An 18,963-nucleotide genomic window follows, 5' to 3' on the forward strand; every position below is an offset into this window, starting at 1 on the left:
GGATTACGCCAGCAGCGCTTCGGCGCGCATGGCCAGCTGGCCATCGTGGGTCTTGGCCCACAGCGTGATCGTGTGGCCGTCCGGCTCGACGCGACCGCAGACGCTGAAGCGGTGGATGTCGAACAGCGGCTGCACGGCGCGGAACGAAAACGCGGTGACGGCGGCGGCCGGCCGTTCGCGCCGCACGAGGTCGAGCAGCAGGCTCGCGATCAGCGGGCCATGCACGATCAGGCCGGGATAGCCTTCGACCTGCGTCACGTAGGGCTGGTCGTAATGGATGCGGTGGCCGTTGAAGGTCAGCGCCGAGTAGCGAAACAGCAGCACCGGGTCGGGCGTGATGTCGCGGATCCAGTCGTGGTCAAGGTCGGCCATCACCGGGACCGGCACCGGATCGCCCGGCAGTGGATTGGCGCGATAGACGATGTCGTGTTCTTCCTCGATCGCCACGCCGGCCGCACCTTCTATGACGTGACGCACCAGCACGAACACCAGCTTGCCGCTGCGGCCTTCCTTGCTCGTGATGTCGGCGATGGTCGACACGCGCCGCGCCTGGTCGCCGACCTGCAGCGGCGCCAAAAAGCGCAGGCGTCCGCCAGCCCACATGCGGCGCGGCAGATCGACTGGCGGCAGGAAGCCCCCGCGCAGTGCGTGGCCGTCCGGGCCGAGTTGAGACTGCCGGTGCACGGGCAAGAAGTACAGCCAGTGCCATAGCGGCGGCACGGCGCTGCCGGGGTGCGGGGCCGGGTCATCGCGATCGAGCAGCGCGGCCATCGCCGCGAGCGGCGCCGCGGTGATGGCGTCCAGCCCTTCTTCGGTACGGCCCTGCCAGGCGGTCAGATTGTCCATGGGGTGTCTCCTGTCGTTGTCTTGTTCTAGTCGGATGCTTCGTCGACGATGCGCTGGGCCCGGAGGATCACGGGGCGGTCGACCATCTTGCCGTCCACGGCGACGGCGGCGCCGTTGGCCTCGCGCGCTGCGGCCAGTACGCGCGTGGCCCATGCCAGCTCGGCATCCGTGGGCCGGAAGCCTGCATTGACGGGCGCCACCTGGCGCGGATGGATGCACAGCTTGGCGCCGAAGCCGAAGCGGCGGGCGCGCAGGGTGTCCGCGTGCAGCTGGGCGTCGTCGTCCAGCGCCACGCTCACGCCGTCTATGGGGGGCGCCAGGCCGGCCACGCGCGAGGCCAGCACCAGCATCGAGCGGAAGTGCAGCAACTCCTCGTCATCCCCCTCGATGCCCAGGTCAAACTGGAAATCGATCGAGCCGAATGCCAGGCGCGCAACGCCTTTCACACGCGCCAGCGCATCGACGGCCGCCATGCCGCAGGCGGTTTCGATCAGCGGCAGCACGGGCAGGCCAAGCTGCGCAACGCGCCGCAGGTTGTCGACCGATTCCGCCTTCGGCAGCATGATGGCGGCCACGCCCGCGTGACGGCACAGGGCCAGGTCATCCTCGAACCAGGGGGTGTCTTCGGCGTTGATGCGCACGACGACTGGCATGGATGGGTCAAGCATCGCTGCCACCTGCATGCGCGCGGCGTCCTTGTCTGCGGGCGGGACAGCATCTTCCAGGTCGACGATCACGGCGTCTGCGCCGCTATCCAACGCGCGGACAAAACGCTCGGGGCGGTTGCCAGGGACGAACAGGTAAGAACGGGGGATGGCAGGCATGACGAACCAGTCGCGTGGGGGGATCGAGACCCATCATAAATTTGAATCCAGGTGACTCGGAAATAGAAAAACGTGATTCCACGATCACGTGAGCGCATGGCTGGCAGGGATCACGCCCTGGTATTGCAGGCAGCCGAGGAATAGCTTATGTTGATGGCACGACCACTTGAAGGACGACCATGGACATCAAGCAGATCCGCACGCTCATCGCCATCGCCGAAACGGGCAGCGCCACCAAGGCGGCGGAACTGCTGCACCTGGTGCAACCGGCGGTGTCGCGCCATATCCGGATGCTCGAAGAAGAATGCGGCGCCCTGCTGTTTGAGCGCGAGCGCCACGGCATGGTGCTGACCGACGCCGGCCGCACGCTGGCTGAATACGGCCGGCGCGCGCTGCGTGAACTGGACAAGGCGCGTGCGGAAATCGGCCCGGCCGCCAATGCGATCTCGGGCCGGCTCATGATTGGCCTGCTGGCCAGCACCAGCAATCTGCTGGCAACCGAGCTGGTGGCGCGTGTGCGCGCGAAGCACCCTGCGGTCACGGTCGGCATCAATGTCGGTTATGCAGGCAATGTCGTGCAGTGGCTGGAAGCCGGTGAAGTGGAACTGGCGCTGCTGTACGACACGCGCGCCTCGAATGGCTTGCAGGTCGAAGCGCTGCTCGACGAGCGCCTGTACGTGATCGGCCCACCGGGCGAGATCGATGCGTCGACGCCGTTTCCGTTGAAACAGTTGCGCGACCGCCCGATGATCCTGCCAAACGCCCCGCATGGCCTGCGCAGCATCATCGAGCACGCGCTGGCAGTGGCCGGCATCAGCGTCGACGTGGTAGCCGAAACCAACGCGCTCGACCTGCAAAAATCGCTGGTCAACAAAGGCTTCGGCTACAGCATCCTGCCCAGCTCCGCGATCCTCGACGAACTGCGCGACGGCACGCTGTCCGGCGCCCCGGTCGGCACCCCCGACCTGTCACGCCGCATCGTCCTGGCACGCGCCGCCACCCGCCGCGCTTCACCCGTCAGCGTGGCAGCCGCCCCGGAACTGGTCGGCCTGATGAAAGAAATGGTCCTGAGCGGCGCCTGGCCCGGCGCCGCCTGGATCGGCCGCTAACCGCACCAGCAGCAGCCACTGGCTGGCTAGCTGCCAAAGCAATTGCACAATAATTCGACTCTGACCCTAATTATTAAGCAGCCCCGACAGTCAAAGAAACAATTAGGGTCAGAGTCGAATTGTTTGACAACTTTTGGGAATTGCCCAATAAATCGACTCTGACCCTACTTGTTGGCGGGGCCGAGCAATTGCCCAATAATTCGACTCCGACCCTCATTGCGGAGAAATCGGATCAATTGCTCAATAATTCGACTCTGACCCTCATTAGGTGGGGTTAGAGGGATTGGCCGAGTTTGAGTGTGGCGGCGACGTTGCGGGCGGTGGTGCGAAGGTTGAATTCGGCGTTGGCGAGGGCTTCGGCGACTGTGCCGGCTTTCATGATCGTGCTGAAGGTGGCGTCGATGCCGTGGGCGTGGAGGGCGCTGGCGTCGTGGCCCAGGCAACCGCCGATGGCGATCACCGGTTTGCCGTGGCGCGCGGCGACGCGGGCCACGCCAATCGGGGTTTTTCCGTTGACGGTCTGGCTGTCGATGCGGCCTTCGCCCGTGATGACCAGGTCGGCCAGCGCGACGGCGGCATCCAGTCCGACGGCGTCGGCGACGATTTCGCTGCCCGGCCGTAGGCGACCCTTGAGGAAGACCAGCATCGCGGCGGCGATGCCACCACCGGCGCCGGCGCCCGGGACGTCGGCCACGTCCTGGCCCAGGTCGCGCGCGATGACGGCGGCGTAGTGGCGCAGGTTGGCGTCGAGCTGGGCGACCATCGCCGGCGTGGCGCCCTTTTGCGGGCCGAAGATGGCTGAGGCGCCATTCACACCAACCAGCGGGTTGCTGACGTCGCACGCCACCTCGAATACCGACTCCAGCACGCGAGCGTCGAGCTGCGTGATGTCGATGCGCGCGAGGTTGGCCAGCGCTGCGCCACCCGGTGCCAGTGGTGCATCCTGCGCATCGAGCAGCCGCACGCCCAGTGCTTGCAGCATCCCGGCGCCGCCGTCGTTGGTGGCGCTGCCGCCCACGCCGAGGATGAAGCGGCGCGCGCCGGCGTCGAGCGCGGCGAGGATCAACTCGCCCGTGCCACGGCTGGTCGCGTTCAGCGGATCGCGCGCGGCCGGCGGGACCAGTTCCAGGCCGCTGGCGGCGGCCATCTCGATCACGGCGATGACGTCGCCGCCCGTCAGGCCGTAGAAGGCATCGACGGGCGTTCCCAGCGGACCGGTGGCGCGCAGGTCGACGCGGCGGCCGGCCGTCGCGGCAATCATCGCCTCGACGGTGCCTTCGCCACCATCGGCGACGGGAATCTTGACGTAGCTGGCGTCAGGGAAGATCTCGCGGAAACCCGCCTCGATGGCGCTGGCTGCTTCCAGCGCCGACAGGCTTTCCTTGAATGAATCGGGTGCGATCACGATGTGCATGCTGCGCTCCGATCAACGATTGACGAGGCGCGCTGGCACCACGAGCACCAGCATCGCGCCGATGAACAGCACGGTCGACAGGATGTACAACGCCATGTCCGTGCTGCCGGTGGCGTCCTTGATCCAGCCCACCAGGAACGGGCTGAGGAAACCGGCAATCTGGCCCATCGAATTGATCAGCGCCAGGCCGGCGGCGGCGGCCGCGCTGCCCAGGAACGCTGCCGGCAGCGGCCAGAACATCGGCAAGCCGGTCAGCGCGCCCATCGTCGCCAGACTCAGGCCGATCATCACCAGCACCACGTTATCCGAGAAGTTCGCGGCCAGCAGCAGACCCACCAGCGCCATCAGCAGTGGCGCCGACAGGTGCCAGCGGCGTTCGCGCCGGCGGTCGGCCGAGCGGCCCACCAGCACCATGAAGACACCGGCGAACAGGTAGGGAATCGCGCTGAGCCAGCCGACCGTCGTGGCGCTTTCGAAGCCCAACGACTTGATGATCGACGGCAGCCAGAAGTTGATCGCATACACGCCCATCTGGATGCTGAAGTAGATAAAGCCGAGCATCCACACATGCCAGTCGCGCAGCACGGCGCCGAACGAGTGCACCGCATGCGTGCCGCTCGAGCGCTGCGCTTCGTCCTCGTCGAGCGCCGTCTGCATCGCCGTTTTTTCCTCGGCCGTCAGCCAAGGCGCCTGCGCCAGGCTGTCGTTCAGGTAGAACAGCACCGCGACACCCAGCAGCACGGTCGGAATCCCCTGCAGCAGGAACAGCCACTGCCAGCCATCCATGCCGCCCTGGCCGGCCGAGAAGTGACTCAGCATCCAGCCCGACAGCGGGCCACCGATCAGGCCCGAGACAGGAATGGCCGACATGAACAGCGCCATCACCTGGCCGCGCTTGTGCGCCGGGAACCACTTGGTGAAGTACAGGACCATGCCCGGGAAAAAGCCCGCTTCGGCCACACCGGTGAAGAAGCGCAGCACATAGAATTCGACCGGGGTGCTCACGAACAGCATGCAGGCCGACAGCGCGCCCCAGGTCATCATCATCACCGCGATCCAGCGCCGCGCGCCGAGCTTGTGCAGGATGAGGTTACTCGGCACGCCGAAGGTCACGTAGCCGATGAAGAAGATGCCAGCGCCCAGGCCATACACGGTTTCGCTCAGTTGCAGCGCGTCGAGCATCTCGAGCTTGGCGAAACCGACGTTGACGCGATCCAGGTAATTGAAGAAGTAGCAGACGAAGATGAAGGGGATCAGGCGCCATGTGGCCTTGCGGTAGGCGCCGTCGAGCAAGCTCGCGCCGGGGGTGCTGGCAATGGTACTCATGCTGTCTCCGAATATATGGTCATGTAATCATCGAGATTATCAACCAAACAAGGGCTGCCAGGCGTCGGCGACACGCACAATTCAAGCCGCCTGATTCTCGCCTTTTTTCAGGCAAGTGCACAAGTTGATGACCAAATCCGTGTTCACGTACCCTATCAGCATGCCAACCCCACGCGCCCGGACCGCGCACTCGCCCGGCATAATTGTGCATAATCACAAACGCCCTCCTCCAACCAGAAACCACCATGCACATCCTCGACACCGGCCTCGCCCAGGAAATCGTCGCCCGCACCATGCGCATCATCCCGTTCAACGTCAACGTGATGGATGCCCATGGCGTGATCCTCGCCAGTGGCAACGCGGCGCGGGTTGGCGAGCTGCATGCCGGCGCCCTGTTGGCGCTGGCCAAGAAGCTCACCACCGAAATCGATGCGGCGGCCGCGCACAAGCTGCATGGCGCCCAGCCGGGCATCAATCTGCCGCTGTGCGTCGGCGGCGAGATCTGCGGGGCGGTGGGCTTGTCCGGTGCGCCCGACGCCGTGCGCCAGTTCGGCGAGCTGGTACGCCTGAGCGCCGAGATGATCCTCGAGCAGGCTGCCCTGACCCAAACGCTGCAAAGCCATTCACGCTACCGCGAAGCGTTCGTGCTCAACCTGATCCGCTACGAGCCGGGCGCGCGCGCCGAACTCGAAGGCTGGGCGCAGCGGCTCGGGATCGACATCGAGCGCATGCACCTTGTGTTTCTGGTCGAACTGCAGGGCGTGCCGGCGGCGGTGGACCATGCGCCGAGCGCTGTGCAGCTGCTGCAGATGCGGCTCCTGGCGCGCCGCGACGATGCCCTCACCGCCACCGTCGGCCCCGCCGAACTGGTGCTGCTCGAGGCCTGGGAGCCGTCACGCAAAGGACTCGAGACACCGCCGCAGCGCCGTCTCGACGCCCTGGCCCAGCTATTGCGCGAGGAATGCACGCTGCCGTTCACGCTGTCGATGGGCATTGCACTGCCCGGCATCGATGGCGCCGCGATCTCGTACGGGAGCGCGCGCACCGCCAGCCGGCTCGGGCGCGCACGCCATCCGCAGCAGCAGGTTTTCAGCTATTACGAGATGGCCTTGCCGGTACTGCTGTCGGGCCTGGACAGCGGCTGGCAGGCGCACCAGCTGCGCATGCCGATCGCGCGGCTCGCACACGACAAGAGCCGCGCCATGCTGCGCGCGACGCTGTCCGCATGGTTCGAGCAGAACGAGAATTCGGCCGCCACCGCGAAGGCACTGGGCATCCACCGCAACACGCTCGACTACCGGCTGCGCCGCATCGGCGAGCTCACGGGCCTGGACCTCGGCGCGAGCGAAGACAAGCTGCTGCTGTATGTGTCGTCGTTGTTGAGCCCGACGCTGAGTTCGACGTTGAGCCCGACGGTCAGCCCAGACGCCCCGCCGGCATAGCCGACAATCCGCCGCCCGGCATCGAGGCCGGCACGACGCCCGACTTGTTGTCGTTACGCTCGCGCCGTGCTTTTGCAGCCGCAGCGATGCGGCGTGCTTCGATCAGGGCCGCCGCGCGCTGTTCCGGCGTCAGCTGGCCCCCCAGCGCGGTCAGCAGTCCGCTGCCCTCGGCGAACATCTGCGGCGACCGGTCACCAGGCTGCGCGACCTCCGCCTCGATCAATCCAACCGCAACCAGATAGCCATACCCCTGCACCGGACGCTTGTCCGTCAGGTCCGAGCCACCCAACTTCTGCAATCCCCACAACATCAGTGCGGTCGTGTCCCCCGCCTCGGCCGCCGTGTCGAGCTGGGTGGCCGCCGTCGCCTTCCATTCGCGCACCAGGGGGTCGTCGGGCCGCGTCGTCAACGCGCTCGGATCGCCAAACGGGCCTTCGACGGCATGCATCCATGCCGCGCCCGGCACGCCAGCCTTGACGGCCGTGGCCAAGTAGTCGAGACGGGCCAGCCGCTCGCGCTCCGTCATCGCGCCACACATGCGCGTCATGTTCCGGCGCTCCTCGGCGTTCAGCGCGCGTTTCGCGCCCAGCTTGTTGTCGTGCATCTCGAGATCCTGCCGCCGGTTGAACGACGCGCAGCTCGAGACAAGCATGTAGGCCGCGTAGGCATCGTGCGGATCGTGTGAGGCCAGCAGATCGGCCACGTGCGCACTCAGGTTCGGGCTAATGGCAGCAGCCAGCACCGACGCTGACACTGCTGCCGATACCGCCTGCGCCGGCACGTGCACGGGCACGGCGGCACGAGGCGCAGCCGGCGACGGTGCGCCCGCCACGGTGACGACCGTGTCACGTGTCGAACTGTTCCACATGAGCCCTGCCACGCCAATGCCAGCGACGACGAGCGCGCCGACCAGCCATTGTTGCCGACGTTTTTCCATCACAGCGCCTCCCCGGTGAAATGCATCGATCGGACCGAGTATAGCCAGCGCCTGCACGCTATTTCTCACACATTATGGCGACAGCCGGCACAGATACACTTTGTAGCATTGCTTACTGGAATTCTTAACATGTTAGGGGGCGCCCGTAGTCTAATGAACTCATCGATTCAACGGATCGGCCACCAGGAGAAATAATAATGAAAACCAAGTTCATCGCAGCACTGATTGCATTGACCTTTACCGCGAGTGGCAGCGCTTTTGCACAACGCGGCGATCACGGATACGATCGCGATCACGACCGCAACGGCTATTCGCAACAACAGCACAACGACCGCCGTGACGATGATCGCCGCGACGACAACCGCAACGACCGCCACAACGGCCCGCGCGCCAACGATAACAAGCATCGCAACGACAGCGCCCAGTATTATCGCCGTGACGATTCCCGCGGTGGCGGTCCACGCCACGATATGCGCCGCGGCGGCAAGCTGCACAAGGAATATCGCCACGATCGCTATGTGGTCAATGACTGGCGCGGTCGCCACCTGAGCGCGCCACCCCGTGGATATCACTGGGTCCAGACCGGTAACGATTATGTGCTGGCAGCGATCGCCACCGGTATTATTGCCCAGGTATTGTTCGCGAATTAAACGCTGGAAGATGCCCCTATAAACCGCTCGTCGAAAGACGCGGCGGTTTTTTTACGCACACGCGTACCATATTTACAACATCCATTCATCGCTCTCCATTTGTTGCATCCCTTCAACCTCGCGCACGTTTAATATCAATCAATGCGCTTTATGTGACAACGGAGATTTGATGAATACGAATTTGAAACCAGGCGCCCGCGCCGTGCGTGGCGTGCTCCTGGCATGCGCCGGAACGACCATCGCCCTGGCGAGCCTGCCCCTGGCCGCGCAGACGTTGCCGGCGGTATCGGCAGCCGAGTTGCCGCGCGTCGAAGTCACGGGGTCGGCAATCCGCCGCGTGCAGTCTGAAACCGCGCTGCCGGTGCAAACGATTTCACGTGCCGAGATCGAGAAAACAGGCGTGACCACTGCTGCTGAATTGATGGGGCGCGTTTCGGCCAACAGCAATGGCCTGACGGACGGCGCCAGCATCAACGTCGGCGGCGACCAGCGTGGTTTCAACAGCGCCAACCTGCGTGGCATCGGCACCTCGTCCACGCTGGTGCTGCTCAATGGCCGGCGCATGGCCAACTTCGCCTCGCCTGGCGACGACAGCGGCGTTGACCTGAACAATATCCCGGCCGCAGCGCTCGAGCGCGTCGAAGTGCTGCTCGACGGCGCATCGGCACTGTATGGCACCGATGCCATCGGCGGCGTCATCAACTTCATCACCCGCAAGGACTTCCAGGGACTGGAAGCGAACGTGTACGTCGGCACGACCGACGAAGGCGGCGCCGGCAAGCGCACCGCCAGCCTCAGCGCCGGCAAGGGCGTACTCGAGCGCGATGGCTACAACATCTTCGCCGTGGCCGACTTCCAGCGCACCAATCCCCTGAACACGTCGCAGCGCAGCTTCATCCCGGGCCTGCAGGTCGAGCAGCGCTTGGGTCACCTGCTGTCGAGCTACACGAGTCCGGCCAATATCCGCCTGACGTCGGCCCAGCGCGACCATCTGCAGGAGATCGGTTTCACACTCAATGGCAAGCCGATCACGAACCGCCTGATCAACCTGTCGGTCCCGGGCTGCGCGCCGCCGGCCAATGTGTACCTGCCGGATGGCACGGGCGGCGTCGATGCCTGCACCTATAACTATATGGGCGACACCGAGCTGTATCCGAAGTCCGAAAAAGCCAGCGTGCTCAGCCGCGCTGTCATCAAGCTGGGTGGCTCGCACCAGGCCTATGCCGAAGTGGCACTCAGCCGCGCCAAGACCGACTACACCGGCTCGTCGGCGCGCGTGGCGGGCTACGTCGATTATTCGCGGGTGCCGCAACTGGCCGGCACCGGCCTGGATCAATTGGACGACGACATCCCGGGCGAACTGGAATTGCGCATGCGCCTGAACGAAGCGGGCCAGCGCACCAGCACCCTCACCAGCGAAGGCGTGCGTTTTGTCGTCGGCGTCACGGGCACCGTGGGCGGCTGGGATTACGACACCGCGTACAACCACAGCGTCAACACGGTCAAGGACCGCGACACCCATGGCTATCTGCTCTACAACGAGCTGCTCGAAGGGATCGCCGACGGCCGCATCAACCCGTTCGGCCCATCGAGCCCGGAAGGCCGGGCGCTGATCGACAGCATCCAGGTCGACGATGTCGTGCGCCGCGCGCGCGGCACGCTCGACGCCGTCGACGTCAAGTTGTCGCGCGCCCTGATGCCGATGGCCGGCGGCGACCTGGCGGTGGCGATTGGCGGTGAAGCACGGCGCGAGAAAAACCAGTTCACGCCATCGGCCCTGCTGTTGAGCGACAACATCAACAATGACGCGGCGCCCGAAGGCGGCCGCGCCACCAGCGACAGCCGCGATGTGGCGGCGGTCTATGGCGAAGTGCTGGTGCCGTTCGCGAAGCAGTGGGAAGCACAGCTGTCGGCACGCTACGACCATTACGAAAACGTTGGCGGCGCGACCAGTCCCAAGATCGGCCTGACCTACCGGCCAAGCGACGCGCTGCTGCTGCGCGGCTCGGCCGGCCGGGGTTTCCGCGCGCCGTCGATGACAGAGCTGTACCGTCCGACCGTCTACAGCAGCACGGCCACCCTGCCCGATCCGGTCTACTGCGCCACGGTCGAGAACAATTATTCGGACTGCGCCGACAACTGGGACACGCGCCGCTACAGCAACGACGCGCTGAAACCCGAACGGAGTCGCCAGTTCTCGCTGGGCGCCGTGTTCGCCGCCGGCAAGCATGTCAGCGCTTCGCTCGACTACTGGAACATCAAGCGCACGAACCTCATCAGCGAAATCGGCGACGACATCATCCTTGGCAACCTGGCCAAATACGGCGACCTGGTCTATCGCGACGAGGACGGGCTGATCGACTACATCGAACTGCGCAAGGACAACCGCGGCGCGCAACTGGCGCGCGGCCTCGACCTGGCGCTGACGGTACGCGGTATCGACACGGCCATCGGCCGCTTTGGCGGGCGCCTGAACGGCACCTATGTGCTGACGTCGAAAATCCAGAATGCGCCCGGCGATGCGTTCGTGAGCAATCTGAACCGCTTTGTGACCGACGGCGTGGTCCAGCGCTGGCGTCATACGGTGAGTGTCGACTGGGATCGCGGGCCGCTCTCGGCCAGCTTGCAAAATACGTTTTCGAGCGGCTACGAAGACCAGAATACGGCAATCAATATCGACAATGGCAGCGTGGTGGCGGCCAACCGGGTCAAGCGTTATTCGTTGTGGGATTTGTCGAGCGCGTATGCGGTCAATACAAACCTGAAACTGCGCGTGGGTATCCAGAATCTGTTCGACACGAGTCCGCCTTATTCGAACCAGGCGTATTTCTTCTTATCGGGTTACGACCCAAGCTATACCGATCCGCGCGGGCGCCGTTTTTATGCCAGTGCGAATTATTCGTTCAAATAAGGATTGAACGGTCTTTACGGAATTCTGCCAAACGGCAGAATCCCGAATGCCAATGTCGAAAAAGCTTACACGTGTAAATACAAGTCGCAGGGGTTGATTAAAATTCCTATTGGAATCAGATGGTTGACACCAGCTGGAAGCATGGCACGGTTACTGCTAGTTACAAGGCTCACACTAACCGGAGAAAACCATGTCCCTGCGATCGCTTAAAAACCTGCTTGTCGGCCTGTCGTTGCTGGTTTGCACGTCTGCATTTGCCGTACCATTTGTGGTCAACGTCGCGGGGGTCCAGAGTTTCGGTGCGCCGGGAGCGGCCGGAAATACGGTATTTACCCTCAACGTGGGAGCAGGCTCGCGGGTTACCGGTATCGCTTACGACGTCAACATCACGGCGTTCAACCCGAGCTATTTGTCCGAAATCGGTCTGTACTTCAGCGATTCGGCACAGTCCACTGGCGTCTATTTCACTCCGGGGTTTCAGAATCCAAATCCTGGTACCGGCAACTACGCCGATTCAGCCAACCTGATCGACTTCGGACTGGACTTTTCGGTCGGCGCCGATGGCCTTCTGCGACTGGAATTCTTCGAGGATTTCAATGATTCGGCAGTATCGCCGGACGGTGTCTGGAACTTCGGCACGATCACCTTCGATGTGACGGGCGATAACGTGCCTGGCGACCCGGGCACCGACGTGCCTGAGCCGGCAACGGGCATGTTGATGGGTGCTGGTCTGGCGCTGATGGGCTTTACTGCCCGTCGTCGTCGCTCGAACGGCAAGGCGGCGTAAGCAGCCACCTGGCGCAGTCGCCTGCATGCTGCTTCAGAGAGACTGGTTCTCGATACGGACCAGTCTCCAGCAATCGTCCATCTTGAAGTAATACGACACCAGGTAATCGGTGTCGGGCTTGGCCAGATTGACCCGCGCCGTCGACACGGTGACGTCTTCCAGTTGCATGACAAGCGCATTGTCCTTGCGCTCCTGGGCCAGGGGCATGACGGGAAATTCAGCCGACTGGACCGTGGTGTAGATCCGTTGCACCGCCTCGTCGCTGGAAAATCGCTGAATGAAGAATGAAATGTCCTGGGCCGGGCAAACGTTCGACGACGTGGTCGCGGGCGCATCCGACTGGGTGTTCAACTGAGCCGCCTGGCCATGGCCTGCTGCCATCAGCAGCAGTGCAACAAATAGCTTGTTCAAACCACCCACATTGACCTCCCGGATCGATCCCTTCAGAAATGGCGTGCCGCAATCAAGCTGACCGCCGGTCGATGACCCGACCGATCAGCGTGCCTTGCAACCTGCGCACCAGTTTATCAGAAGAGCAATAGTGCTCTGAACACGATCGGCCTGGTTGACGAAGACCGTGCCCGGGTCGTTAAGGCGCCACCAGGAAAAAATGATGCGTCCTGCGGCATTTCTGTCGTCATACAGGAACGAAACCCATCTGACATGACGCATTTCTGCACACGATTGCATTGTCATGCATCAAATGCAACGGATAAGCTGGCATTATGTGGAAGATAAGACATGAACGTCTGCAGCGCTCACGGGCGCCAGGCATAGAAAATCGCACGGCACTGACAGAATGACGATGAATCGATTTCGAACTACCGGACTCCCGGCCAGCATCCGGGGCACGTTGCCCACTCATCTTGACGCATCCGCCACCCCTTCTTCCCACCGCCCCCGCCTGCTTCTGGTCGACGACGAGCCACGCGTGCTGGCTTCATTGCAGGAAATGCTCAAAGGCAGCGGCTACGCCATCACGACGGCCGACAGCGGCACTGCCGCGCTGGCGTGCCTGGCAGAGATGCGCTTCGACCTGGTGCTGCTTGACCTGCTCATGATGGATGTCGACGGGCATCAGGTCATGGACTTCATCAATCAGCAAGACATGAAGGCCGACGTCATCGTTGTGAGCGGCACCGTCGGCATCGAGTCGGCCATCGGCGCGCTGAAGCGCGGCGCCCACGATTACCTGCGCAAGCCGTTCAGCCGCGAAGAATTGCTGCGCACGGTGGACAACGCGCTCAGGCAGCGCGACCTGCAGCAGATCAACCGTCGCATGGTGGCAGCGCTTGCGCTGTCCGAGAAAAAATACCGTTACCTGGTCGACGCCTCACCCGACATGATCTACATGCTCGGTCATGAAGGCCGCTTCACCTACGTCAATGACCGCGCGTGCCAGATGCTGGGCTACGAACGGGAAGAACTGCTGGGCCAGCACTACACGGCGCTGCTGCATGCCGAAGACCATGAACGCGCACTCTATGTATTCAACGAGCGGCGCGTTGGCGAGCGGGCCTCCCGCGACGTCGAGCTGCGCGTGACATGCCGCGCGGGCCAGCAGCACACACACGACGCTGCTGACACGTCCGTGATGACGATCTCGCTCAACGCGATTGGCATGCACCGTGAAAAACGCGATCCGCACACGCCGACCTATGTCGGCACCTACGGCATCGCGCGCGACGTGAGCGCGCGCAAGCGTGCCGAGGCGGTCATCCATCACCAGGCCTACCACGACATCCTGACCGACCTGCCTAACCGCGTGCTGTTCAAGGACCGACTCGGCCTGGCAATGCTGCAGGCCCGGCGCAAGCGCACCGAGCTGGCCGTGATGTTCATCGACCTGGACCGCTTCAAGCTCGTCAACGACACGCTCGGCCACGGCCATGGCGACAAATTGCTGCAGCAGGTGGCGCTGCGCCTGAAGGATTGCCTGCGCAAGGGCGACACGCTGGCACGCCAGGGTGGCGACGAATTCACGATCGTGCTGCCCGACCTGCGCTCGCGCGACGATGCGCACGTGGTCGCCGACAAGTTCATCGAGCAGCTGCAACAGCCGTTCGACCTGAGCGGCAACGAGGTGCATATTTCGGCGTCGATCGGCGTGGCCATCTACCCCGAACACGGCGAATCGATCGATGAATTGCTGCGCAATGCCGACATCGCAATGTACCGTGTGAAAGACCTCGGCAAGAATGGGCACGCCTTCTACGACCCGTCGATGCACGATGCGCTGCACCAGAACGTCGCGCTCGAACAGCATCTGCGCCGCGCGCTCGAACGCAATGAACTCGAGATGTACTACCAGCCGCAGATCGACGCCGCCAGTGGCCGCATCATCGGCGCCGAGGCGCTGATGCGCTGGAACCATCCGGTGCGCGGCCTGATCATGCCCGGCGAGTTCCTGCCGTTCGCCGAAGAAAGCGGCCTGATCGTGCCGATCTCGGAGTGGATGATCGACACCCTGTGCCGCGACATGGCGCACTGGGGCACGGACGGCGCAGACCCGCTGACGCTGTCGCTGAATCTGTCGCCACATTATCTCGATCACAGCAAATTCTTCGAAACGATGCGCAATGCCCTGGAGCGCTACGACATCGGCCCCGGGCGGATCGCCGTCGAGATCACCGAAAACATCTGCATCCGCAATCCGCAATATGCGATCGAGCAGCTGAAAAAGCTCGGGCAGTTGGGTGTGTCGGTGGCCATTGACGATTTTGGCACCGGGTATTCGTCGCTCGCGTATCTGCACCGGTTTCCGATCCACACCATCAAGATCGACCAGTCCTTCGTGCAGCAGATCAGCGACGAAGACGGGCATTATCCGGTCGTGCTGGCGATCATCTCGATTTCACGTGGCCTGAATCTGGACCTGGTGGCCGAAGGCGTGGAGACCGAAGTGCAGGCGCGCTATCTGCGCGCGCACGGATGTTCGACGATGCAGGGCTTTTTGTTTCACCGGCCGATGCCACTGGGGGGATTTGTCAACGTGCTCAATTCGTAGCGCCGTTGCGTCGGCAGGGCGCGTTACCTGCCATGACGAACTGAGGACGCTGCGCAGCTTGCGCAAGGCAGCATGAGAGAAGATCGCATTCGCTGCGATCCTCTCAGAACCAGTCGTTCGCCTGACGTTTGATCCAGTTGACCCCGCGGTCATACAGCCGATGTGCATCGTCTCCGACCTCGGCAGCTTTTCTGCTTGCCGCTGCGGCGGCGTCCCTGCCGGCAGCCGTGGTCGCATGCACGCCGCGGTCGATCGCGTTGCCGGCTGCATGCGCCTGACGCCGCGCGTATTCGGCTAACTCGTGCGCACGGCGCTGCGCGGCGTCGGCCGTTTCACTGGCGGCTTTCGCGGCAGCATCGTAGGTACGTTTGGCTGCGGCGCGTGCTTCCGCGGCCTTTTGCAGCGCATACTGCTTGGTCTCCTCGGCCTTGCGCTCGGCAGCCGCGACCAGCGCATCGGCGCGGCGCTGCGCTTCGGCGGCGGCATCCTTGGCGGCCTGCGTGGTCGTGTCTATCGCCTGGCCCACTTGCCGCTTGCCCGACTCGTAGGCGCTGCTGACGGCGTCGCTGGCGGCGCTGGCCTTGCCGCCGATCCAGTCCCCCCATTCGGTCCAGACGCTGACGGTCGATTCAAGCACGCCGCGCGGCTTGAAGTAGCTGAATGGCTCGGCATTGAGAACGAAGTCCACTTTCGAGTCGTGGATAAAGTGCGACACGAAACCAACCACGCCGGTGCTAACCGGTGTATCCCATGCTGACACCTGCCACTCTTCGAGCTTCACATATTGTGTGTAGCCGTTGACATGATCGCCGCCCATGCGGACACCCTGTCCTTGTTTGACTGCGGTGCGATGACGCCGAATTTCTTCTTCCATGCCCACCGGACCGATACGCCTTGACCAGGACTCTTCGCGACGGCGCTGTCCCGGTGACTGCATACCCTGACGATGCATGGTGCCATTGGCACTGTAGAACACCTCGAGATGCCGCTTGATCTGGGATTCCACCGTGCCTGACAGTGCGCCACATGCGGCCATGTACTTGCGGTAGGCAGCGAAAGTAGCGGGATCGCACTTGAACCGTTCGTTGAATAATCCTTCGCGCCATGCTTCGATCTCGTCGTATGAGCGCATACGCACGCCGCTGACGACTGATTCACGCATCATGTCGCGCATCGGAATGCGCGAGTAATTATCGGAAATACTCTGATCGTCCGGCCCGTAGCCGCCGCCGACGTCCGAGTGCACGCCGGGGTAGACCTTTTCTTCCCATGCCCCCGCGAGCTTGCCGTTTTTGCGGATCAGGTCGACCGGGAAAGCGAAGCGCACTTCATGGGCGGCGACGTAATGCACGCAGCGCTCGACACGCGGTGACACGATCAGGTCGCGCTCCTGGAATGGCAGGCGGGCATTGGTTGAAGGCACGCCAAACGATGCAACCGTGTCGAACACGCCCATGAATTGCATCCGCAACGGGTAGCTGTGGAAATACAGGTCGTCGCCACGCTGCTCACTCTGACTGATCACGCGATTGGAAAACGCACGCGACAGCGCTGCGCCCCGCGAGAAACCAAACAGCGACATCGTGATGGTTTTGATCAGGCGGTGCTTGCTCAACGCCTTGTTCACGTCAGCGAAGCCTTTTGCCGTGGCAGTTTTTGCATAGGTGGCCAACTCGCCGCCTGCGGCTTGTGCGTTCGCGATCAACAGCGCCTTGAGCCGCTCATTGACCATATCGTCGCCATGACCCAGACGCCGGTCGCCACCGGCGCCGAACGCCAGACCGCCCACGTTGTCCTGGAGCCAGATACCGGTCGAATCGAGCCAGCCGGTTGCCGTGCCGTTGAAGCGTGTGCCAACGCCCGCCACGTACACCGCATAGGTCGCCTTGGCATCATCCTTGATGGCAGCGTCATACATGCGCCCGACATTGCTCCAGCTTTTAGTGGCAGCGTCGTTTTCCCAGTTATTGCCGGTGCCATCGAAAAATACGGACAGATGGACGACATCCCGACAGTCCTGGAACGGCGATGGCGGGCCGTCCGGGACGTCACGATTGGTGGCAACCGCAGCGACGGCCGCGTCATCAGCCACGGCGCTGCTCCTGTGCCATGGCGATACCGCGCGGTGTGCGGTCTGGCACGCCCACCGAGGTCGTCAACTCGACGGTATCGTCCGGATAAATATGCACACCCAGAAATTTGGCGCCCTGCACCACGTTATCGAGACGCAGCGGATTTTTGTTGGAAACCGTTTCGCCATTGCGAGGTGTGCCCTTCGGACCATCGAGTCGCCAGGTCACTTTTTTCGGGCCAAGCGCAAAGGGCACGCCGGTAAAGATGCCGCCCCCGGTGGACGGATAGGCGTCACTGGTTTCGCCAACCTTGCCGTCGATGAACACATCGAAGATGGGACGGTTGAGATAACTGAACAGCACGACATCCAGTACGACTTTCATGGGTTTCGCCTCACAAAAATTTGCAACGGGAAGAATGGCAACGGCGCCGAGAAAATGACGCCGGTTCGTTCCGGCAAAAGGAATTTTGCTGTTTTTCATATTGATCTTTCAACTTTTGACCGGAGCGTGCCACATCGTCACGGTTCAGCCGGTTTGGACGGCGGCAATAATCCCATCGCGTCATCAAACTTGATGTCGCCACGCTTGACCCGCGCCATCAGCGCAATGATCTGTGCATCGCTATACCAGCGCTCGCGGTATATCAGCGTCATGCAGACATAGTTGACCAGATCGCGCATCGACGTCAGGCCAATGGCGCGCGCGCCGGCCAATGCCTTTTTTACATAGGCATAGCGTGAGGCCTCCGGGACATGCCGAAGCAGATTGGGCTGGTTCAGATCGACAAAATACAACACATGATCCGGCACGCCAGCTTCGACCAGCTGGTCGACCTGATTCTGGGTCAGGAGCAGCGGCGCCGGCAAGCGCACTGCCGGCGTGGCGCCGACGTCGACCGCGTGCTGCTGACCGTCGCGGTCCCAGTACCACCAGCCGGCCAGTCCGCCAAACAGCTGTGCGCGCTGGCCCGCATCAAGTACCGGTCCCTTGACGTGCAGTGTGGCGTCATCTGGCTGCCCGACCAGCGTGCCGAGGATCGCAGAATCCCAAAACCCGAAGAACATGTCGTAGTCGTCCGGCAGGCGGATTTCGGTGAACTGCTTGAGCTGCACGAACAAGGCATCGAACGCCAAAGGACTGGCGACGACGGTCAGGCTCGGCTCTAGCGGCGCTGGTCGGCCGAGCCAGCGGGCGATCCATTGCCAGGCGACGCCGCCCTGACCTGGTGGCGCCAGTTGTACGAGGTGCGGCGACTGCGCCGCCAGCGGACTGCCTTGCGTTGCGCCCAACAGGCAGCGCACTGCGGCGCCGGGACCGTCGATGGCGCCGGGCAGCGTGGCGTCTTGCGCGCTGTCGGCGATGGCATACCAGCGCCAGTCGGGATGCTGCGCGGCCAGCACGGCGATATTGGGTTGCGTGACCATCGTCATACCCATTTACTGACGAATGCCGTGCGCTGTTTGGCGCGCTTGGCCAGGCATTCGACGCACAGCGGCTTGGCCGGTGCGGCCGGCTTGGCCGGCGAGGCTGAAGTACGGCCCGCAGCAGCCAGCACAGACACGCTGCCCAGCGCGCCAAGCAGCCAGCGCCGGGTAATCCGCGTGGTGTTTTTTAACGATATCTTCATACCCAAAG

The 18,963-nt window shown here is 63.3% G+C and carries 16 protein-coding genes; 6 read left to right on the forward strand and 10 right to left on the reverse strand.

What is annotated here, in order from left to right:
* Positions 1-3: 3 nt before the first annotated feature.
* Positions 4-846, reverse strand: a complete 843-nt coding sequence (locus ACZ0AJ_RS11050) for an HTD2 family dehydratase (RefSeq protein WP_499454503.1) — start codon at positions 844-846, stop codon at positions 4-6.
* A 26-nt stretch (positions 847-872) separates the two neighbouring features.
* Positions 873-1,670: an HpcH/HpaI aldolase/citrate lyase family protein gene (locus ACZ0AJ_RS11055; RefSeq protein WP_499454505.1), complete on the reverse strand. Its 798-nt coding sequence runs from the start codon at positions 1,668-1,670 to the stop codon at positions 873-875.
* A 179-nt stretch (positions 1,671-1,849) separates the two neighbouring features.
* On the opposite strand from ACZ0AJ_RS11055, the gene ACZ0AJ_RS11060 reads away from it, so the two are divergent.
* Positions 1,850-2,779 carry a LysR family transcriptional regulator gene (locus ACZ0AJ_RS11060; protein ID WP_332530844.1) on the forward strand — a complete coding sequence of 310 codons (930 nt, stop codon included), beginning with the start codon at positions 1,850-1,852 and terminating at the stop codon, positions 2,777-2,779.
* 274 nt (positions 2,780-3,053) lie between these two features.
* On the opposite strand, the gene ACZ0AJ_RS11065 is transcribed toward ACZ0AJ_RS11060, so the two are convergent.
* Entirely contained in the window at positions 3,054-4,193 is a 1,140-nt protein-coding gene (locus ACZ0AJ_RS11065; protein WP_499454507.1) for a glycerate kinase, read from the reverse strand.
* A 12-nt stretch (positions 4,194-4,205) separates the two neighbouring features.
* The gene (locus ACZ0AJ_RS11070) at positions 4,206-5,519 is read right to left on the reverse strand and encodes an MFS transporter (protein ID WP_499454508.1); all 1,314 of its coding nucleotides are present in this window, start codon (positions 5,517-5,519) and stop codon (positions 4,206-4,208) included.
* A gap of 245 nt (positions 5,520-5,764) precedes the next feature.
* On the opposite strand from ACZ0AJ_RS11070, the gene ACZ0AJ_RS11075 reads away from it, so the two are divergent.
* The gene (locus tag ACZ0AJ_RS11075) at positions 5,765-6,961 is read left to right on the forward strand and encodes a sugar diacid recognition domain-containing protein (RefSeq protein ID WP_499454509.1); all 1,197 of its coding nucleotides are present in this window, start codon (positions 5,765-5,767) and stop codon (positions 6,959-6,961) included.
* Here ACZ0AJ_RS11075 and ACZ0AJ_RS11080 read toward each other — a convergent pair.
* A complete protein-coding gene (locus ACZ0AJ_RS11080; RefSeq protein ID WP_499454820.1) occupies positions 6,936-7,829 on the reverse strand; it encodes a hypothetical protein in 894 nt (297 codons plus the stop codon). The two genes, ACZ0AJ_RS11075 and ACZ0AJ_RS11080, sit on opposite strands and share 26 nt — an antisense overlap.
* 266 nt (positions 7,830-8,095) lie before the next feature.
* Here ACZ0AJ_RS11080 and ACZ0AJ_RS11085 point away from each other — a divergent pair, with 266 nt between their 5' ends.
* The 3 genes from ACZ0AJ_RS11085 (at position 8,096) to ACZ0AJ_RS11095 (ending at position 12,246) form a co-directional block, all read left to right on the forward strand.
* Positions 8,096-8,548, forward strand: coding sequence for an RcnB family protein (locus tag ACZ0AJ_RS11085; RefSeq protein WP_499454512.1), 453 nt, complete (start codon positions 8,096-8,098; stop codon positions 8,546-8,548).
* A gap of 169 nt (positions 8,549-8,717) precedes the next feature.
* Positions 8,718-11,459, forward strand: coding sequence for a TonB-dependent receptor (locus ACZ0AJ_RS11090; RefSeq protein WP_499454513.1), 2,742 nt, complete (start codon positions 8,718-8,720; stop codon positions 11,457-11,459).
* Between the two features lie 190 nt (positions 11,460-11,649).
* Positions 11,650-12,246: a PEP-CTERM sorting domain-containing protein gene (locus ACZ0AJ_RS11095; protein WP_499454514.1), complete on the forward strand. Its 597-nt coding sequence runs from the start codon at positions 11,650-11,652 to the stop codon at positions 12,244-12,246.
* A gap of 33 nt (positions 12,247-12,279) precedes the next feature.
* Here ACZ0AJ_RS11095 and ACZ0AJ_RS11100 read toward each other — a convergent pair whose 3' ends face one another.
* Entirely contained in the window at positions 12,280-12,657 is a 378-nt protein-coding gene (locus ACZ0AJ_RS11100; RefSeq protein WP_499454515.1) for a hypothetical protein, read from the reverse strand.
* A gap of 394 nt (positions 12,658-13,051) precedes the next feature.
* Between ACZ0AJ_RS11100 and ACZ0AJ_RS11105 the strand changes: the two genes are divergently transcribed.
* Positions 13,052-15,253 carry an EAL domain-containing response regulator gene (locus ACZ0AJ_RS11105; protein WP_499454516.1) on the forward strand — a complete coding sequence of 734 codons (2,202 nt, stop codon included), beginning with the start codon at positions 13,052-13,054 and terminating at the stop codon, positions 15,251-15,253.
* Between the two features lie 103 nt (positions 15,254-15,356).
* On the opposite strand, the gene ACZ0AJ_RS11110 is transcribed toward ACZ0AJ_RS11105, so the two are convergent.
* The 4 genes from ACZ0AJ_RS11110 to ACZ0AJ_RS11125 are packed head-to-tail and all read right to left on the reverse strand — an operon-like array spanning position 15,357 to position 18,955.
* Positions 15,357-17,345, reverse strand: coding sequence for a T6SS phospholipase effector Tle1-like catalytic domain-containing protein (locus ACZ0AJ_RS11110; protein WP_499454823.1), 1,989 nt, complete (start codon positions 17,343-17,345; stop codon positions 15,357-15,359).
* Positions 17,338-17,808, reverse strand: a complete 471-nt coding sequence (locus tag ACZ0AJ_RS11115; RefSeq protein WP_499454518.1) for a hypothetical protein — start codon at positions 17,806-17,808, stop codon at positions 17,338-17,340. The genes ACZ0AJ_RS11110 and ACZ0AJ_RS11115 overlap by 8 nt, the downstream gene beginning before the upstream one ends.
* Before the next feature lie 38 nt (positions 17,809-17,846).
* On the reverse strand, positions 17,847-18,758 hold the full coding sequence (locus tag ACZ0AJ_RS11120) for a DUF4123 domain-containing protein (protein ID WP_499454825.1): 912 nt from the start codon (positions 18,756-18,758) through the stop codon (positions 17,847-17,849).
* Positions 18,755-18,955 (reverse strand): hypothetical protein, encoded by a 201-nt coding sequence (locus tag ACZ0AJ_RS11125; RefSeq protein ID WP_499454520.1) that lies wholly within the window; start codon positions 18,953-18,955, stop codon positions 18,755-18,757. Before ACZ0AJ_RS11125 ends, ACZ0AJ_RS11120 begins: the two co-directional genes overlap by 4 nt.
* Between the last annotated feature and the right edge of the window lie 8 nt (positions 18,956-18,963).

The organism is Telluria sp. AC161 (genome assembly GCF_979258535.1).

Excerpts from the sequence above, each read along its gene's own strand:
- ACZ0AJ_RS11070 (WP_499454508.1), bottom strand. The coding sequence starts at position 5,519 with ATGAGTACCATTGCCAGCACCCCCGGCGCGAGCTTGCTCGACGGCGCC.
- ACZ0AJ_RS11125 (WP_499454520.1), bottom strand. The coding sequence starts at position 18,955 with ATGAAGATATCGTTAAAAAACACCACGCGGATTACCCGGCGCTGGCTG.
- ACZ0AJ_RS11085 (WP_499454512.1), top strand. The coding sequence starts at position 8,096 with ATGAAAACCAAGTTCATCGCAGCACTGATTGCATTGACCTTTACCGCG.
- ACZ0AJ_RS11080 (WP_499454820.1), bottom strand. The coding sequence starts at position 7,829 with ATGTGGAACAGTTCGACACGTGACACGGTCGTCACCGTGGCGGGCGCA.
- ACZ0AJ_RS11115 (WP_499454518.1), bottom strand. The coding sequence starts at position 17,808 with ATGAAAAACAGCAAAATTCCTTTTGCCGGAACGAACCGGCGTCATTTT.
- ACZ0AJ_RS11095 (WP_499454514.1), top strand. The coding sequence starts at position 11,650 with ATGTCCCTGCGATCGCTTAAAAACCTGCTTGTCGGCCTGTCGTTGCTG.
- ACZ0AJ_RS11105 (WP_499454516.1), top strand. The coding sequence starts at position 13,052 with ATGAATCGATTTCGAACTACCGGACTCCCGGCCAGCATCCGGGGCACG.
- ACZ0AJ_RS11065 (WP_499454507.1), bottom strand. The coding sequence starts at position 4,193 with ATGCACATCGTGATCGCACCCGATTCATTCAAGGAAAGCCTGTCGGCG.
- ACZ0AJ_RS11050 (WP_499454503.1), bottom strand. The coding sequence starts at position 846 with ATGGACAATCTGACCGCCTGGCAGGGCCGTACCGAAGAAGGGCTGGAC.
- ACZ0AJ_RS11090 (WP_499454513.1), top strand. The coding sequence starts at position 8,718 with ATGAATACGAATTTGAAACCAGGCGCCCGCGCCGTGCGTGGCGTGCTC.
- ACZ0AJ_RS11060 (WP_332530844.1), top strand. The coding sequence starts at position 1,850 with ATGGACATCAAGCAGATCCGCACGCTCATCGCCATCGCCGAAACGGGC.
- ACZ0AJ_RS11075 (WP_499454509.1), top strand. The coding sequence starts at position 5,765 with ATGCACATCCTCGACACCGGCCTCGCCCAGGAAATCGTCGCCCGCACC.
- ACZ0AJ_RS11055 (WP_499454505.1), bottom strand. The coding sequence starts at position 1,670 with ATGCCTGCCATCCCCCGTTCTTACCTGTTCGTCCCTGGCAACCGCCCC.
- ACZ0AJ_RS11120 (WP_499454825.1), bottom strand. The coding sequence starts at position 18,758 with ATGACGATGGTCACGCAACCCAATATCGCCGTGCTGGCCGCGCAGCAT.